This is a genomic window from Shewanella sp. AC34-MNA-CIBAN-0136 (genome assembly GCF_040309945.1).
Taxonomy (GTDB): Bacteria; Pseudomonadota; Gammaproteobacteria; order Enterobacterales; family Shewanellaceae; genus Shewanella.
Genome location: NZ_JBEOPJ010000002.1, coordinates 159038 through 175962 on the forward strand (window position 1 = coordinate 159038; position 16925 = coordinate 175962).

Sequence of the window (16925 nt, forward strand, 5' to 3'; positions counted from 1 at the left end):
AGGCATTAATAAATCTATTTGGTTATTAAACTATTTCTACTTAGCTACCCGTGATAAAAACAGCATGCTGCGTTAATTACCTAGATAACTTAGTGATTAACTTAAGCCGTTTTCACTTTCCAATTCACTTTTTGTCCTGCAAAAAATGGCACGATAGGATTACCGTTTGGCAGAATAATCTCTTCTGGTACCGTCCATTCTTGTTTCACTAGCGTCACAGTGCCGCTGTTGCGTGGTAAGCCATAAAAGTCTGCGCCATGTAAGCTGGCAAAACCTTCTAACTTATCTAATGCCCCTAAGTTATCAAATACTTGTGCATAGAGTTCTAATGCACTCCAGGCACTGTAACAACCTGCGCAGCCACAGGCTGACTCTTTGCGGTGTTTTTCATGCGGGGCAGAATCAGTACCTAAAAAGAATTTACTTGAGCCTGTCGCCACAGCAGCTTGCAATGCATGCTGGTGAATGTTGCGTTTTAATACGGGTAAGCAAAAGTTATGCGGACGAACACCACCGACGAGTAAATCATTACGATTTAACAATAAATGCTGTGGGGTAATGGTTGCTGCAACATTAGCTGAAGCCTCTGCGACAAACTCAGCCGCTTCTTTAGTGGTGATATGTTCAAACACCACTTTAAGGCTAGGAATGGCTTCGACAATACGCGATAAATAGCGATCGATAAACATCTTTTCGCGATCAAAAATATCAATATGCGATTCTGTTACTTCACCATGTACTAATAACAACATGCCTTGTTGCGCCATAACCTCAAATATCGGAAACAACTCATCCAAGGCTTTAACTGCTGCATCTGAATTTGTGGTCGCACCTGCTGGGTATAACTTTCCAGCCACTACCCCTGCCGCTTTGGCATCGATAATATCTTGAGCGCTGGTATTATTAGTTAAAAATAGCGTCATTAACGGCTGAAAACTACTTCCGGCTGGGCGCGCCGCCAAGATACGATCTCGATAAGCTAAAGCCATTGTAGCGGTCGTTACTGGTGGGACTAAATTAGGCATCACAATCGCGCGTTGAAACAGTCTAGCCGTTGCAGGAACCGTTTCACCTAGCATATCCCCATCTCGAAAATGAAGATGCCAATCATCGGGAGTGGTTAAGGTAATTTGCGTCATGTGGGTTCCTTGGCTTAAATAACAGATTGTTAGCCGTTATTGTGCCTGAATTCACTTTTTCTTAATAGATGCATAATTTGAACGCTGACTTTGCTATAGCAAAAAGTCATGCCATTTACAGTAAATATTTCACGATTCATGGAGTTGCAAGCCCATAAAACCGGCGGTAACGCTCTATGCTATTATGTTGAAAGCATCTTTTTATAGGGGAATTAAATTGTTAGCTAATGCCGGATTTAGATTACAGATAAGTGTGCACCTTATTAGCATCATCACGATAATGATAGCTGTCTCTGGCTGCAATCAAGCTGAGGTGATGAAAACCCCCGATAATATTCAACCACTCGTACAAGAAACGCTAATTGATGGCGTACTGTCTAACGATGCCAGTATGGCTGTCACATTAGGCAGAAGCCGTACATTATCGATTTGGGATGTGGCAACAAGCCAACTATTACGCCAATGGTCTGACGATGACTTTGATGAAACCAATTATCTGCTGGCGTTGTCTGGTAACAAACAATTCCTTGCGACGGCTGGCAAACAAAAAATATCCGTTTTTAACCTTGAGACAGGCAAATTAGATATACGTTGGCCCGCCCACGGATTTAATCCCGATGCCAGCATTTCGAGCCTTTTTCTGAGCCAAACAGGCAGCACTATTTTGGTGGGGATGAATGATGGTTCAATCACAGTGATACAACGAAGTAGCATGACAATGTCATTGTTTAAACAACACAGCGCCGCCGTTAATCATGTTGAGCTATCAGGCTTTGAACAACAGGTTTTATCGACAGGACTTGATGGTGATGTCCATATTTGGGCTGCTTATAGCGGTGAGTTGATCAGCAGTTTCTCACGTCCTCAACAAATCACCAGCGTGAGTTTTGATGACGCTAATCGGCGCTTATTTATTGCCGATGCACTCGATAACAATGTCATTATCGATACCCAAACAACGCAGCCAGTAAGTCATCTGGATTACCTTGAGCGCTATCGCTATTTTCGGCAGGCGTTATTCGTCAATCACGGCAAAAACTTAATTACCGCAACGTCAAAACAAAGTGTTATCTATTGGGATGCTTCATCAGGAAAAGAGCTTTCTCATTGGGATATCACCGCCTATAACGCTGGCACCACGGTATTTTCAATGGTAATGAAACCTAATGGTAAGCTATTGACCTTAAGCTCAGATGGCGCACTTGAGACCTGGAGCTTATAAGTTTATCTCCACCAGAGATAATAAAAAATCATAACAGCGTTATTTGATTTGCATTGTTCGTGTGATTGACTGGCAATTGGCACCTCATAGATACTGGCACTGTTGGGCGTATCACTGGTAATCAATAATCTCTCAGATAGTAACTGTATGAATCAATAGCATCACTAAACAGTCACTAACAATTCCAAAGCCGGCTGGATTTAGCTCGGTGATAAAATCAGTATCGTTGAATAGTCAGTTTTATGGGCTAGATCAAAGATCTGTTTGTATCTCATACTCAATAAAGAATAGAGCTTGCATGTGTGAACTACATTCAGTATATATGGCATATGCTACAAACGAGGTGTTACATGGCAAGACCTAAAATCCCCCGAACTATATGCGGCCAAGCTGCCAACATCTGTTTTAAGCCCAATGGTATTCCGATGACGCAGTTAGAACAGGTACCACTTGCAGAGGATGAAATGGAGGCTTTACGCTTAGTTGATTTACTGGGGATGCAACAACAAGAAGCAGCTAAATCAATGAATATTTCTCGTCAAACGTTGGCGAACTTGGTTAAAGGAGCTAGGCATAAGGTGGTTGATAGTCTTATTAATGGCAAAGCGTTGATGACAAATAATATCAGCTGAAGATTAAACACAGTTAACACGTATCGACGTGTTTAGGTCAATCTAATGCAAGCAGTATTGAAAGAATCTGGTCTCAAAATAACCACTCAAAAGTGTAAGTTACTTGAGTTTCTTACTCAAACCGATGAACAGCATTTAACGGTAGAAAATATCTATCAAGGGTTAAATTCACAGGGAGAGACCATTAGCCTTCATACTGTAGACCGAATTATGGCGCATTTTGAACAAGCAGGCCTCGTTGTAGGTCGATTATTTGAATCTAAAAATACTGTTTATGAGCTCAGTAATAAACCACGGCATGATCATCTAATTTGTTTAACCTGTGGCAAGTTAATCGATTTTATCGACCCCTTGATTGAGCTACGCTTAGGATTAGCGGCAGAACATCACGGCATGAGTATTCACCACCACAGCCTCAATATGTACGGTCACTGCTTTGCTTGCCAAAAAGCACTTAATAGCAAATCAGAAAACAAAAAGTCTGATTGATAGTCGCTAGGTTAATCGTTAATTTTATTGGAGAATAGCATGACCAAAATAGTCATTATTGGTGGTGTTGCTGGTGGTGCATCGGCAGCAGCAAGAGCAAGACGCGTATCTGAAACCGCTGAAATAATCATCCTTGAAAGGGGCGAATTTGTTTCATTTGCCAACTGTGGTTTGCCTTACCATATTAGTGGTGAAATTGAATCCCGAGACGCACTATTACTGCAAACACCCGAAAGCTTTAAGTCGCGTTTTAATGTCGATGTACGGGTACATAATGAAGTCGTGGCGATTGATAGACAAGCCAAGCAATTAACCGTACGTAACCTTATGACCAATGAAATGTATCAAGAGTCATATGAAAAGCTATTACTCAGCCCTGGTGCATCACCAATCAAACCACCCGTTAGCGGCATTAATAACCATTTCGTCCATAGCCTGCGTAATATTCCTGACATGGATAAAATCCTGTCGAATCTTCTACTGCATAAACCTAAACATGCCACGGTAGTAGGCGGTGGGTTTATTGGCTTAGGAATGGTAGAAGCGCTGCGCCACCTTGGGTTAGACGTCACCTTACTCGAACTAGCAGACCAAGTGATGGGGCCAGTTGATCTGGAAATGGCCAATATGCTGCATCAAAAGCTCGTCGATAATGGCGTTGATTTACGCTTAAAAACCGGCTTAACCGCTGTTGATGAATACCCGATACAACTGGCTGAAGCCGATAATACCGGTGATTATGATAAGCCAATATTACCTCACTACCATCTGCAACTAGCATTGAGTGATAACAACACCTTAGCAACCGATTTAGTCATCCTCGCCATTGGTGTTAAACCTGAGACCAGCTTGGCGTCTGAGTGCGGTTTAGTATTAGGCCCACTCGGTGGTATTCGGGTTGACGAAGGCATGCGAACCTCCGATGCAGATATTTATGCTGTGGGCGATGCCATCGAAACCGCCGATTTTGTCACTGGTAATCCGACACTCATCCCCCTTGCGGGCCCTGCCAACCGCCAAGGACGATTAGCTGCCGATAACATGCTTGGTGGTGATAAAAAATATCGTGCCACTCAAGGCACAGCTATTTGTAAGTTGTTTGATATGGCCATTGCTTCAACAGGATTAAATGAGAAAAGTTTACTCAAGCAAAATATCCCATTTGAAAAAATCTATGTCCACACAGCAAGCCACGCCAGCTATTATCCTGGGGCTCACCCTATTAGCTTAAAGCTATTGTTCAGCCCTAGTTCAGGCCGTATTTTAGGCGCGCAGGCAGCAGGGATTGACGGCGTTGATAAACGTATGGACGTATTAGCCGTGGCGCAACGCGCTGGTATGACGGTGCATGACTTAGCCGATCTTGAACTCACATACGCGCCTCCATTTGGTTCTGCAAGAGATGTGGTCAATCAAGCAGGTATGGTCGCAGCCAATGTATTATTAGGTGATGAAGCCATATGTCACAGTCAAGATTTACACGCTTTGACCGCAGAACAAATCATTGTCGATGTTCGAAACACTGGAGAACTCACGGCCGTGGGATCAATTGCAGGCGCAATGAATATTCCACTGCCAGAGCTTCGAGACCGACTAAACGAACTCCCTAAAGACAAAGAGTTACTGGTATTTTGCCAGGTGGGTTTACGCGGTCATGTCGCTTATCGCATGTTAATACAGCATGGTTTTAAAGTGCGTAACCTCACTGGTGGTTATAAAACCTATCAAATGGTTAATGCGCGCTTTTAGTCTATAACAGGCTTTAGGGGAACCTTAAAGCCATCTATAACAATGAACAAACAAGGTCTTGTGTGAACCATTATCAAGATTGTAAACAAAGCCACAGTCAATGTGTTGTCTGTGGCGACGCTAAACAAAATCCATTGTCGTTACAGTGTAAATTTTTTGCTGACGGTGATAACCAAGTTGTCGGTTATCATAAAGTGAGTCCGCAGCTTCAAGGCTACAACAGCTTCTTGCATGGCGGCGTTGCCAGTGCCTTAGTCGATGCGGCGATGACTCATTGTTTGCTGATGCAAGGTATTAAGGCCTTAACCGCCGAAATGACCATCCGCTTTATTGCCCCCATAAAGGTTGGTGATGCCATCAAAATTGTCGGTCGATTGGTGAGCCAACGTTTAGGGATGTACCAATTAGAAGCTACGCTCTTTGTTAATAATAAAGCTTTCGTGACAGCATCGGCAAAGTTTATCCAACCTAAAAGTGGCGTCATCGGCTAGCGTTTTTTGCAAGCAGCAAATTAACCAGTACGAGACAAATTTCCAGTTAATTTTAGTCAAAAAAAACCAGCCCGAAAGCTGGTTTTGATTATTCCTCAGTGTCAGCTACTGCCAACCTATGCCATTACGCTTGTGGGCGCATCGCTGGGAATAAAATCACGTCACGAATAGTATGCGTGTTAGTGAATAGCATCACTAAACGGTCGATACCAATACCTTGACCTGCTGTTGGTGGTAAACCGTGCTCTAGTGCTGTGATGTAGTCAGCGTCATAGAACATTGCTTCGTCATCGCCTGCATCTTTAGCATCAACTTGCGCTTTAAAGCGGTTGTCTTGATCTTCAGCATCGTTGAGCTCACTAAAGCCGTTAGCCACTTCGCGGCCACCGATAAAGAACTCAAAACGATCGGTAATGAAGTCATTGTTATCATTACGACGCGCCAAAGGTGAAATATCCGCTGGGTAGCCAGTAATGAACGTAGGTTGCATTAACTTAGTTTCAGCCGTTTCACCGAAAATTTCTTCAAGTAACTGACCACAGGTCCAGAATTTCTCTAACTTGATGCCTAGGCTCGATGCTAAGTCGCGCATAAACTCTACGTCTTTAACTTGCTCGTAGGTCATAGCTTGAATAGTCGCATTGTCAGGATTGTATTTCTGAATCGCTTCTAACATGCTTAAACGAGCATAAGCGCCACCAAACTCAACAGTTTCTTCACCATACGGCATGCTAGTACTGCCTAATAATTCTTGAGCAATTGACCCCAGCATTTCTTCGGTTAAGTCCATTAGGTCTTTGTAATCAGCATATGCCATATAGAATTCCATCATGGTGAATTCTGGATTATGACGTGGTGACAAACCTTCGTTACGGAAGTTACGGTTAATTTCGAACACACGCTCAAAACCACCAACCACTAAACGCTTAAGGTATAGCTCAGGCGCGATACGTAAGTACATCGCCATGTCTAATGCATTATGATGAGTCACAAATGGACGTGCTGAAGCGCCACCAGGAATAACGTGCATCATTGGGGTTTCAACTTCCATGAACTCTTTTTTGATCATGAAGTTACGAATAGCAGAAACCACTTTAGAACGCATAATAAAGGCATTACGTGAGTCTTCGTTAACAATCAAGTCAACATAGCGCTGGCGGTAGCGAGTTTCTTGGTCGGTTAAACCATGGAATTTTTCAGGTAACGGACGCAATGCTTTGGTCAGTAACTGATATTCTTCCATATTAACGTACAAGTCGCCTTTGCCAGATAAATGCAGCTGACCTTTAACACCGATAATGTCACCGATGTCTAAACCTTGATAACGCTCTTTCAAGTCGCCTTGTACTGGCTTACCAGCATAAGCTTGAATACGGCCAGACACGTCTTGAATTACTAAAAACGGACCACGCTTGGCCATAACACGGCCAGCAATACTGGTTTGAAAAGCTAACTCTTCTAGCGCTTCTTTGGTTTGCTCGCCATATTGAGCCTGTAACTCAGCCGCTTTATGACTACGCTGCCATGTATTTGGATGAGCATTCGCAGGACAGTTGGTGCGGATGTGGTCTAATTTAGCGCGACGTTCAGCAATCAGTTTGTTTTCATCTTGTACGTGTTCAGTCATATTATATTCTCGCGTTTACTCGCCACACTTACATGGCGGAAAAAGTTAATTTAATTAAAGTCCTGATTTTAGGCTGGCTTCAATAAACTTATCTAAATCACCATCCAGCACAGTTTGAGTGTTGCGGTTCTCAACCCCTGTACGTAAATCTTTGATACGGGCGTCATCTAATACGTATGAACGAATTTGACTGCCCCAGCCGATATCTGATTTTGCATCTTCAGCAGCTTGTTTATCGGCATTTTGTTTATGCATTTCTAACTCGTACAACTTCGCCTTTAATTGCTTAAAAGCAGAGTCACGGTTTTTATGTTGCGAGCGATCGTTTTGACATTGCACCACAGTGTTGGTTGGTAAATGTGTAATACGTATCGCAGAATCGGTTTTGTTTACGTGCTGACCACCCGCGCCAGAAGCACGATAAGTGTCGATACGTAAATCTGATGGATTGATATCGATTTCAATATCATCATCAATTTCAGGGTAAACGAAAACAGAACAGAAAGAAGTATGACGTTTACCTGATGAATCAAATGGCGATTTACGTACTAAACGGTGCACACCCGTCTCTGTTCGCATCCAACCAAAAGCGTACTCACCAGTGAACTTAATCGTAGCACCTTTAATACCTGCCACATCGCCGTCGGTCACTTCCATTAACTCTGGGCTATAACCATGCGCGTCACCCCAGCGTAAATACATGCGCAGAACCATGTTGGCCCAGTCTTGTGCTTCGGTGCCGCCTGAACCAGATTGAATATCAAGATAACAGTTTGAAGCATCACTCTTACCAGAAAACATGCGGCGGAATTCGAGATCAGCCAGACGAGTGTCTAACTCCTCAAGTTCTGCGGCAGCATCATTAAAGGTTTCTTCGTCATCTTCTTCAATGGCAAGCTCAAGTAACCCTTGGATGTCTTCTAGACCCGTGTCCATATCATCAATGGTTTTAACCACAACCACTAACGCAGCACGCTCTTTACCTAATGCTTGAGCACGTTCAGGCTCATTCCACACTTCAGGGCTTTCAAGCTCGCGACTGACTTCTTCTAAACGCTCACTTTTGGCAGCGTAGTCAAAGATACCCCCGAAGTAACTCAGTACGTTCGGCTAGCTCTTTAATTTTGAATTTTACCGGATTAACTTCAAACATGAATATTCAACTTAAATTTGGCGGTTAACAAAAGGTGCAACGGCGCATTTTACCCCATGATAGGCACTAAACCTAGACCGGAAGGCCGATTATTAATAAACAAATGACGAATATATTTCATCAAATCAACATCTGGAAAAACACTTACCCACGAATGAATAGAATAAATGGACCGCTTATAATGTGAAAGTTTGCTTCAACAAATATAGGTTCAAATTTAGGCTCTGGTGTAGATTAAAAATTGGACTAAAAAAAATGAACCGCTTCGGGTTCATTTTTAATTACCTACCAAGTAAACATTATATTTTAAATTGACCCACTAATTCCGCTAACGTCTGACCATCATCAGCAACGGTTTTACTCATACCGGACGCATCTTGACTGGCCACCAATAACGTATTAACAATCTCTTGCACTGAATTGATATTGCGATTGATTTCTTCGGTCACTGAGCTTTGTTCAGTAGCCGCTGTGGCAATTTGAGTACTCATGTCATTAATGCTGGTTACTGATGATGTCACGGCACCTAAACTTTCAGAAATCGCTCTAGAAGACTCCACAGAACTCAAACAACTCACCTGACTTTCTTCCATAGTTTGTACCGTTTGAGTCACTAGCTTATTCAGTTCTGCCAGCATTTCATTAATTTCAACCGTACTGGCTTGGGTTCGACTAGCCAAGTTTCTCACTTCATCAGCAACAACCGCAAAACCCCGACCTTGCTCGCCCGCTCGGGCTGCTTCGATTGCCGCATTGAGTGCCAGTAAATTAGTTTGGTCGGCAATCCCACCTATCACACTCAGCACTGAATTAATTTTCTTAGATTGTTCACTTAATGACTTGACGTTGGCCGCAGCGTTGTCAATTTGGTTCATTAAATTAGACACTTCCGTTAATGAGGTATCGACACAATCTTGCGCTTTCGTGACGTTATCAGAGGCAGCATGCGTGGCTTCAGCTACCATATTAGTATTGTGGGCCACGTCATGCGCCGTCGCCGACATTTCGGTGATCGCGGTGACAATTTGGTCAATTTCATTATTGTGATTGTAGAGTTGCTCTGTCATTGACACTGTTTGGCCACTGATACTCTGAGCCGCATGCTTAACCCTGTCGGTCGCACCAGCCACATCACCCATAATATGTTGTAATTTGTCGATGAACAGATTGAATGCGCTGCCTAATTGGCCAATCTCATCCTCACTGGTGATATCTAAACGTTTGGTTAAATCACCTTCACCTTTAGCGATATCATTAAGCGATGACGCCATATTTTGAATTGGCACCACCATTTTATGGGCCATCACTACCACACCAAAAGCAGTTATCCCCGTAAGACCTAAAGCAATTAATAGAAACATGAATGCTTTTTGATTCATCTCTTCAGTTTTATAGGTTTCATACCCGCCAATAGACTCTTCAATATCATCAATATAAGCGCCCGAGCCTAACATCCAATTGGTATTAGGGATCATTACCGCGAAACCGAGTTTTTCTACAAGCTGTTCGCTACCGGGCTTTTTATAATAATAAGAAAAATTACCAGTACCCGATTTAGCCGCATCTAATAACCCAACAATAATCTTGGTACCATTAGGATCGGCCATGTCAATTTTGTTTTGACCTTCAAGTTCAGGCATAGTCGGGTGAAAAATATTGACGCCAGCATCATCATATATAAAAAAGTACCCTGCAGTTCCAAAACGTAGATATCGTAATGCTCCATTGACATTACCACTGCTACCCAAAGCAAGCTCATACTCCACAACACCTTGGGCAATTTGAACCGATTCTTTTAGTTGATTTTTACGTTCTGAAATTAACTCACTGCGAAAATTATCAATATCCTTGGTTAGAGACGATTCTTCATTCACATAAAAAATACTCAGTAGTACGATGAGGATCAACGAAAGCGGAATTAGCGATAACCCCAGTAGTTTATTGCGTAGGGAAGATCTCAGCATAGTGGCCAGCCTTTTGAAGGTCTTTTAAGGTAATAGTCTATCAATATAATAGTCTATTTATTATAGATGGTTAAGCTAACAAACTATTGCAACTCAATAAAGTGAGACCTATCGCAAAATCATCCAATATAATAACCGTTTTACAACATTGTCAATCCACTGCCCATTGCTGCAAATCCTATTACCAACCATACAAGACCAGGCTTAAAGACTTTTAATACACTAAAACCAATGATCACTAATGCCATGTCTAGCGGCATGATCACCGCACTAGTGAACACGGGTTGATATAGCGCCGAAAGCAATAAACCAACAACGGCTGCATTTACCCCCGCTAACGCACCGGCTATGGCAGGATGCTGGCTAATAGAATGCCAACTTTTTAAGCCCACCAGCATCAATAAAAAACCTGGAAGGAAAATAGCTAACGTCGCCACTAACGCGCCCAAAATAGGAGATTCTAACCATAAATCTGCCCCTAAAAAGGTTGCTAAGGTAAACATAGGGCCAGGAATGGCTTGCGCAAGTGCATAGCCAGTTAAAAATCGATCAGGGGTAATGTATTCACCGACACTGGTTTCAAGCAAGGGTAATACCACATGCCCACCGCCAAATACTAAACTGCCCACTTGGAAGAATTGCGCAAAAATCTGTCCAAGACTGTCAGGTTGATTGATCAAATATAAAGATGCTGCGATGCCTATAATAAATAACGCTAACCAAGCATAATTAAGCTCGATAGCAGGTGTGTCTGGCGTAATACGCTCACCCCGAGTCATCAACATGACTCCAACAATAGCGGCCACAACTAGTACGCCAATTTGCATTAATAATGAAGGCATTAATATGATAGCAACGGCGGTGGCAGCCATGAGTATTTTAGCGGTTTTTCGTTGACAGAATTGATTGAACATTGACAAAGTCGCATCCGCTACGACCACTACTGCCAGTAGCTTTAAGCCATGAATAGCCCCCTCTACGGCCGTTATTTCCAACCATTGAGCACTGGTCACAGCAAATAAAAACATCAGTAAAAAAGACGGCAAGGTAAAACCTAAAAAGGCGGCTAATCCACCCAATAAACCACCTCGGTGATACCCAATTGCAAACCCTATCTGGCTTGAGCCTGGCCCAGGCATAAACTGACTCAGGGCGATAAAACTTGAATATTGTTTACCGTCTAGCCATTGTAAGTCGTCAACAAATGCTTTTCTAAAATAGCCTATGTGAGCCGCAGGGCCACCAAAACTGATTAACCCTAACGCTAAAAAGCGACTGAAAATTTGCCACATCGTCCTAGTACCTTTTTTATGTTAATAAACAATGTTATGACATTGAGATGACATTTTTATGATGACAACATATACCACAACCTAACAGCTACCTTTGTTCGATATAATCTATAATTTAGCGACACCAAACGAGTACTTAATTTCGATTATAAAACACCTTAATTGATAGCAAAGACTATTACAGCTGTTCTAGCATAACCAGCACTTCAAAATGATCGGTATGAGGAAACATATCAAACATTTGAACTTTGGTGATTTGATAACCCGTAATGCACTCTAAATCGCTCATTAAGGTGTGTGGATTACAACTAGAGTACACGATTGCTTTAGGCGCAAACTCACTCAATAAATCGCATAATGATTTACCTAATCCACGCCGAGGTGGATTGACAATAATAAGATCCGGTTTATCTTGAGCAGATTGTCCTTTAGCAAAATGAGTTGAATCGAGTGCACTAAAATCCACTTGTGTAAGCCCTAGTTTGGTTGCTGACAAGATGGCACATTCTATTGCTTCAGATTCGATCTCAATTCCAGTTAAACGGGTATTGCTGTTAGCGCAATGAAGCCCAAATCCACCGACACCACAAAATAAGTCCCAAATATAGTTCGGTTTGAATTCAGTAACCCACTCCCTCGCTATTTGATACAACTGGGCGGCAACCTCCGGATTAGTTTGAAAAAAGCTTTTTGGCCGTATGAACAACGGTACATTATTAAGTTGTTCTTCTAATCGTGTTGTTTCCGTTAAAAATATTTCCCTTTCGCCTTCTAGAATAGCCATGTGGATTGGCTGAATATTGGCCGAGACTAAGGTGATTTCAGGAAACTCTTGTAATAATTGGGGTAATTCTCGTTCAATTCTCACGATGGCTTGGTCACTACGTAATACAAAACGCAGCATAAACTGGCCACTACTTTGGCTGCGAGTCAGTAAAATAAATTTTAGCTCGCCTTTGCTCTTATCGACCCGATAAGGTGGTATGCCTGCTTGCTGCACAAATCGCTCTAAACGGTGTAGCAATAATTGCATATCTTTAGGGTATAACGAGCAGTCACATAAACTGACCGGCTCCCCTTTAGGATTAACCAAACCTAAAATAGGTTTGTGAGCTGCACCTAAAACGACCATTTTGGCTTTATTACGAAAACCTGATTCTGCGCTTAATATTGGCGCTAACCATTGTTTAACTGAGATGCCGCGAAACAAATCGGTTAATTGTTGTTGCTTTACACTCACTTGCTCAACCATAGGTAGTTGAATATTGCGGCATGACAGACAATCGCCACGCTCAAAATAATCACATTTCACAGCTGCTCGCCTCTCCGGAATTTAACATGGTAAATGCTTGATCACACAGTTGCTTTAATTGTTGTAAGTTTTCAATAGTGCCACCTACTTTACAACGCATCTGTTCAGGAATACTCAACGCTTGCTGATGTAATTGCTGGCCTTGCTCAGTAACATGTAACACCCGCACGCGTTCATCTAACTCACTGCGACCACGGCTCACTAAGCCCTTGCCTTCTAAACGCTTTAGCAAGGGCGTTAACGTTCCAGAATCTAGATGTAATTTTTCACCTAAGGTTTTAACACTAATCCCCGGCTCTTTCCAAAGTACCATCATCACTAAATACTGAGGATAAGTCAGCGATAACTCATCTAATAATGGTCGATATGCGCGGATCATCGCATTAGTCGCACTATACAATGAAAAACACACTTGATTTTCAAGTGCTAGCGGGTTTTGCGCTGAAGGTAATTGAGACTCAGTAAGCGCTTTATTAGACATAGGCTTCACTCCACTAACCAATAATATGAGTTAATTATAACATTGGTTGTGCGCAACCTATAATCAAAAAAAGCTCAACGAATGCTTTTTAGCAAAAATGTGTCAAGCACTTCGATTTTCAGCCGATATACTATTACCATCCGACTTTATATTAAGGTTAACCATGTCAATTAGTGTTAATTCACCGTCTTCAATGCCAACAACGATTGATTCTGGCAGCAGCTTAAAAGTGGCCGTAATGGCTAAAGAACAGCAAAAGATTGAAGGTCAAATGGCATTGCAGCTCATTGAAGCAGCGCAACCACCTGCGCCGCAGCCCGTTGGCAACAGTGGTCACAATGTTAATACCACTGCGTAAATGCTTATAGCCCTAGAGAATCTGTTCCTAGGGTTAATCATGCCATCACAACGGTAAAGATCTAGGCATCATTCGAGATAAACATACCTTGAACATCGTATTAGTATCGAAGCCATTTCAACGCATCATCTTCATCGTCGAAATATTTTATCTCGCCCGCAATAAACCAACTACCGACTTTGGCCGCCCATTCTTGCCAATCTCTATTGCCCCAAATGGCCACTCTTTCAAACTCAGATTTGTGCTTTAACCCCAGCTTTAAATCATCCCACGCGGCGCGCAAATCCCAACCGTCGAGCTCGGTAGCATCGAGAAACAAACTCACTTTAGGTTGATCAACTTGGCTTAATGCCCCCTCTAGCATAGGGGTAATGACGAGATAGTCTTCGTGGGTTAATGTGCCAATGGCTTTTAATGTCACAAAAAACACATTTTCAATTCGGTTTATGCCTATCGATAAACCATGTTTCTTCATATCCATATCGTGACTCCTTTAACTATCAGCTTACTATCCGTTTACCATCCGCTTACACATTAATATGCACACGCCTATCCATAAAGCTTATGCATGCTTATATTTTAACCAACCATACAATGAAGTGTGTGCCGGACTGCACAAAAAACTAATGGGAAATTAAAATTGAGGTTTATCTGCATCATATTCAGAGCATCATTTTGGTAAAAAATACCGCGTTATAAATAATCGCAAAATACCTTTTTTTATCCGAAATCGGCGAAATTATGCACTGTTATGAATGGGTTATCCGACGGCCATCGTCTTTAGATAATTGCGAAAATATCACTGCGGCTAACATTGTCATAAGACCAACGGTAACGAAAGTCAGTTGGAAAGCGCCAAGTACCGTTCCCGCTGTACCGCTGCCGACATCGGTACTGAAGCCACCGAGCAAAGCACCTGCACACGCAACCCCTAAACTTAATGATAATTGACCTACTACCGACAATAGACTGTTACCGCTACTGGCATTAACATCATCAAGATCTATTAAGGTCACGGCATTCATGGCCGTAAATTGTAACGAGTTAATCGCGCCAAGAATCGCCAACAGAGCTAATAGCAACCAGTAAGGAGTTTGTTCGCTAACCAAGCCCATGGTCGCCAGCATAACGCCAAGCGCCAAAGTATTCGCGGTAAGCACTACTCGATAACCTAAGCGTTCGATAATCGGTCGAGCCACTGATTTGGCCATTATTGCTGCAGCGGCCAGCGGCAGCATACTCATTCCAGCCTGAGATGGTGAATAACCCAGTGCAACTTGCAGCAACAACGGCACCAAGAATGGCAATGCACCACTGCCCAAACGAGCAAACAGATTACCAAAAAGACCAATAGCAAATGTTTTGGTGTTGAATAGCGATGGCGAAAACAGTGGATGACTAATACGACCAGCCCGCAGCCAATATGCTATCAAACACGCCATACCACCAAATAACAGCAACATCACCCGTAAGTGTGGCAAGTGCAGTTCGCCGAGTCCTTCCATAGCGATGGTGATCAATAACATCGCAGCCCCAAACAACAAAAATCCGAAGCTATCGAAACGTGATTTTTCCTTACCACGAAGATCTGGAATGAACTTCCACACCGCATAACAACCGACTACACCGACAGGCAGATTGATTAAAAAGATCCAATGCCATGTCAAGTATTGCACCATCCAACCGCCCATCGTTGGACCAAGCAGTGGCCCCAGTAAACCGGGGATGGTGATAAAGCCCATAATCCGTACCAATTCCGAACGTGGATATGCCCGCAGCACTACAAGTCGGCCGACTGGCAACATTAAAGCACCACCTAACCCTTGTACCACCCGAGCACCAATCAGCATATCTAATGAATTGGACAATGCACAAAGCAATGATCCAAAGCTGAACAATAAGATCGCACCAAAGAAGATTTTTTTGGTGCCAAAGCGATCAGCGATCCAGCCAGAAGCAGGGATCAGCAATGCTACGGTGAGCATGTAAGCGATAATCACGCCTTGCATACGCAGCGGGTCTTCATTTAAATCACTGGCCATAGCGGGTAATGCAGTATTCAGGATCGTTCCATCGAGTGACTGCATAAAAAAAGCAATGGCAACAACCCAGGGCAACCCGCGGGCAGTATCTGCATCAAGAACTTGGTTATCGGACATTGAACCTCCTTTTACCACAGCAGTGTAGCGACCCCAAGTAGCGCAAACAACACAGCACAACCGCGATGAATCAGTTTCATGGGCAATTTGTTAGCACTAAAATGCCCAGCCAGCACAACTGGGACATTAGCAATTAACATTCCCAATGTCGTGCCGATGACAACCCATGTCAGTGCTTGGTATTTTGCCGCTAAGACTACTGTCGCAATTTGAGTCTTATCCCCTATTTCAGCAATAAAAAACAAAATAAACGTCGCAGTAAAAGCACCGAGTTTATAGAAGCGATTATCATCATCATCCATTTTATCGGGTATCAGCACCCATAGTGCAATAGCAAAAAATGACCCGGCCACCAGATAGGTCGCCCATTGTGGATCAATCCACGCAATGGCCCATTGACCTAGCCATGCAGCAAGAAAATGATTTAATAATGTGGCGAACAAAATGCCTGAGATTATAGCGGTTTTATTGCTAAATCTCACCGCGAGCAGTAAGGCTAATAATTGAGTTTTGTCGCCTATTTCAGCGATGGCAACAGTAATAGTTGAGGCGAATAAAGCTTCCAATGTGATATTCCTAGGGGTAAATGACAACTAAGCACGAGCCACCGCATACCCCTTGATGCAGTTACTGTGCTTAGGTCTCGCTTGGTAAAATCACTGATTAACAGTGTGTTACTGTCTGCACCATGGCGTGAGGCCAATTATGTTGATACAGACATCTTGTGTGCCATAACAGCAAGACAAGATTAGCTACTCCCCTAAAACAAGTCGCATTATAACGATTAAATAATTTTATTCAACGCACTCATTTTACATTGTAAATTCGACATATAAATAACCTTACCCTACTCGTAA

Annotated in this window: 16 protein-coding genes and 1 riboswitch; of the genes, 6 read left to right on the forward strand and 10 right to left on the reverse strand. The window is 42.7% G+C overall.

Annotated features, from left to right (window positions below):
* Positions 1 to 101: 101 nt before the first annotated feature.
* Positions 102 to 1139 (reverse strand): dihydroorotase, encoded by a 1038-nt coding sequence (pyrC, locus tag AAEY94_RS02425; protein ID WP_101086150.1) that lies wholly within the window; start codon positions 1137 to 1139, stop codon positions 102 to 104.
* 316 nt (positions 1140 to 1455) lie between these two features.
* Here pyrC and AAEY94_RS02430 point away from each other — a divergent pair, with 316 nt between their 5' ends.
* From AAEY94_RS02430 to AAEY94_RS02450, 5 genes are all read left to right on the forward strand, one after another.
* Positions 1456 to 2361, forward strand: coding sequence for a WD40 repeat domain-containing protein (locus AAEY94_RS02430; RefSeq protein ID WP_350976984.1), 906 nt, complete (start codon positions 1456 to 1458; stop codon positions 2359 to 2361).
* 350 nt (positions 2362 to 2711) lie between these two features.
* On the forward strand, positions 2712 to 2993 hold the full coding sequence (locus AAEY94_RS02435) for a DUF134 domain-containing protein (RefSeq protein WP_059747677.1): 282 nt from the start codon (positions 2712 to 2714) through the stop codon (positions 2991 to 2993).
* A 45-nt stretch (positions 2994 to 3038) separates the two neighbouring features.
* Positions 3039 to 3482, forward strand: coding sequence for a transcriptional repressor (locus AAEY94_RS02440; RefSeq protein ID WP_350976986.1), 444 nt, complete (start codon positions 3039 to 3041; stop codon positions 3480 to 3482).
* Between the two features lie 39 nt (positions 3483 to 3521).
* Complete coding sequence (locus AAEY94_RS02445) at positions 3522 to 5231, forward strand: FAD-dependent oxidoreductase (protein ID WP_350976988.1); 1710 nt, start codon at positions 3522 to 3524, stop codon at positions 5229 to 5231.
* 62 nt (positions 5232 to 5293) lie between these two features.
* The gene (locus AAEY94_RS02450; RefSeq protein WP_182743558.1) at positions 5294 to 5722 is read left to right on the forward strand and encodes a PaaI family thioesterase; all 429 of its coding nucleotides are present in this window, start codon (positions 5294 to 5296) and stop codon (positions 5720 to 5722) included.
* Between the two features lie 124 nt (positions 5723 to 5846).
* On the opposite strand, the gene lysS is transcribed toward AAEY94_RS02450, so the two are convergent.
* The 6 genes from lysS to ohrR form a co-directional block, all read right to left on the reverse strand.
* Positions 5847 to 7349 carry a lysine--tRNA ligase gene (gene lysS, locus AAEY94_RS02455; protein ID WP_182743557.1) on the reverse strand — a complete coding sequence of 501 codons (1503 nt, stop codon included), beginning with the start codon at positions 7347 to 7349 and terminating at the stop codon, positions 5847 to 5849.
* A gap of 54 nt (positions 7350 to 7403) precedes the next feature.
* Positions 7404 to 8502, reverse strand: a protein-coding gene (gene prfB / locus AAEY94_RS02460) for a peptide chain release factor 2 (RefSeq protein WP_162022282.1) whose coding sequence is annotated in 2 segments (ribosomal slippage) — positions 7404 to 8426 and positions 8428 to 8502 — 1098 coding nt in all. Because the reading frame shifts where the segments join, the coding sequence is not laid out codon by codon here.
* Positions 8503 to 8801: 299 nt separating this feature from the next.
* Positions 8802 to 10466: a methyl-accepting chemotaxis protein gene (locus AAEY94_RS02465; protein ID WP_350976992.1), complete on the reverse strand. Its 1665-nt coding sequence runs from the start codon at positions 10464 to 10466 to the stop codon at positions 8802 to 8804.
* Between the two features lie 140 nt (positions 10467 to 10606).
* Positions 10607 to 11758: a chromate efflux transporter gene (gene chrA, locus AAEY94_RS02470; protein ID WP_335690628.1), complete on the reverse strand. Its 1152-nt coding sequence runs from the start codon at positions 11756 to 11758 to the stop codon at positions 10607 to 10609.
* 178 nt (positions 11759 to 11936) lie between these two features.
* On the reverse strand, positions 11937 to 13070 hold the full coding sequence (gene rlmC / locus AAEY94_RS02475; RefSeq protein WP_101086158.1) for a 23S rRNA (uracil(747)-C(5))-methyltransferase RlmC: 1134 nt from the start codon (positions 13068 to 13070) through the stop codon (positions 11937 to 11939).
* Positions 13060 to 13551, reverse strand: a complete 492-nt coding sequence (gene ohrR, locus AAEY94_RS02480) for a transcriptional regulator OhrR (protein WP_101086159.1) — start codon at positions 13549 to 13551, stop codon at positions 13060 to 13062. The genes rlmC and ohrR overlap by 11 nt, the downstream gene beginning before the upstream one ends.
* Before the next feature lie 163 nt (positions 13552 to 13714).
* On the opposite strand from ohrR, the gene AAEY94_RS02485 reads away from it, so the two are divergent.
* A complete protein-coding gene (locus AAEY94_RS02485) occupies positions 13715 to 13909 on the forward strand; it encodes a cytoplasmic protein (protein WP_101086160.1) in 195 nt (64 codons plus the stop codon).
* 100 nt (positions 13910 to 14009) lie between these two features.
* On the opposite strand, the gene AAEY94_RS02490 is transcribed toward AAEY94_RS02485, so the two are convergent.
* From AAEY94_RS02490 to AAEY94_RS02500, 3 genes are all read right to left on the reverse strand, one after another.
* Positions 14010 to 14390 carry a SpoIIAA family protein gene (locus AAEY94_RS02490; protein ID WP_162022277.1) on the reverse strand — a complete coding sequence of 127 codons (381 nt, stop codon included), beginning with the start codon at positions 14388 to 14390 and terminating at the stop codon, positions 14010 to 14012.
* A 268-nt stretch (positions 14391 to 14658) separates the two neighbouring features.
* The gene (mdtD, locus tag AAEY94_RS02495) at positions 14659 to 16068 is read right to left on the reverse strand and encodes a multidrug transporter subunit MdtD (protein ID WP_335690623.1); all 1410 of its coding nucleotides are present in this window, start codon (positions 16066 to 16068) and stop codon (positions 14659 to 14661) included.
* A gap of 11 nt (positions 16069 to 16079) precedes the next feature.
* The gene (locus tag AAEY94_RS02500) at positions 16080 to 16634 is read right to left on the reverse strand and encodes a TMEM165/GDT1 family protein (RefSeq protein WP_350976997.1); all 555 of its coding nucleotides are present in this window, start codon (positions 16632 to 16634) and stop codon (positions 16080 to 16082) included.
* A 95-nt stretch (positions 16635 to 16729) separates the two neighbouring features.
* A riboswitch (yybP-ykoY riboswitch) is annotated at positions 16730 to 16841 on the reverse strand.
* Positions 16842 to 16925: the final 84 nt, after the last annotated feature.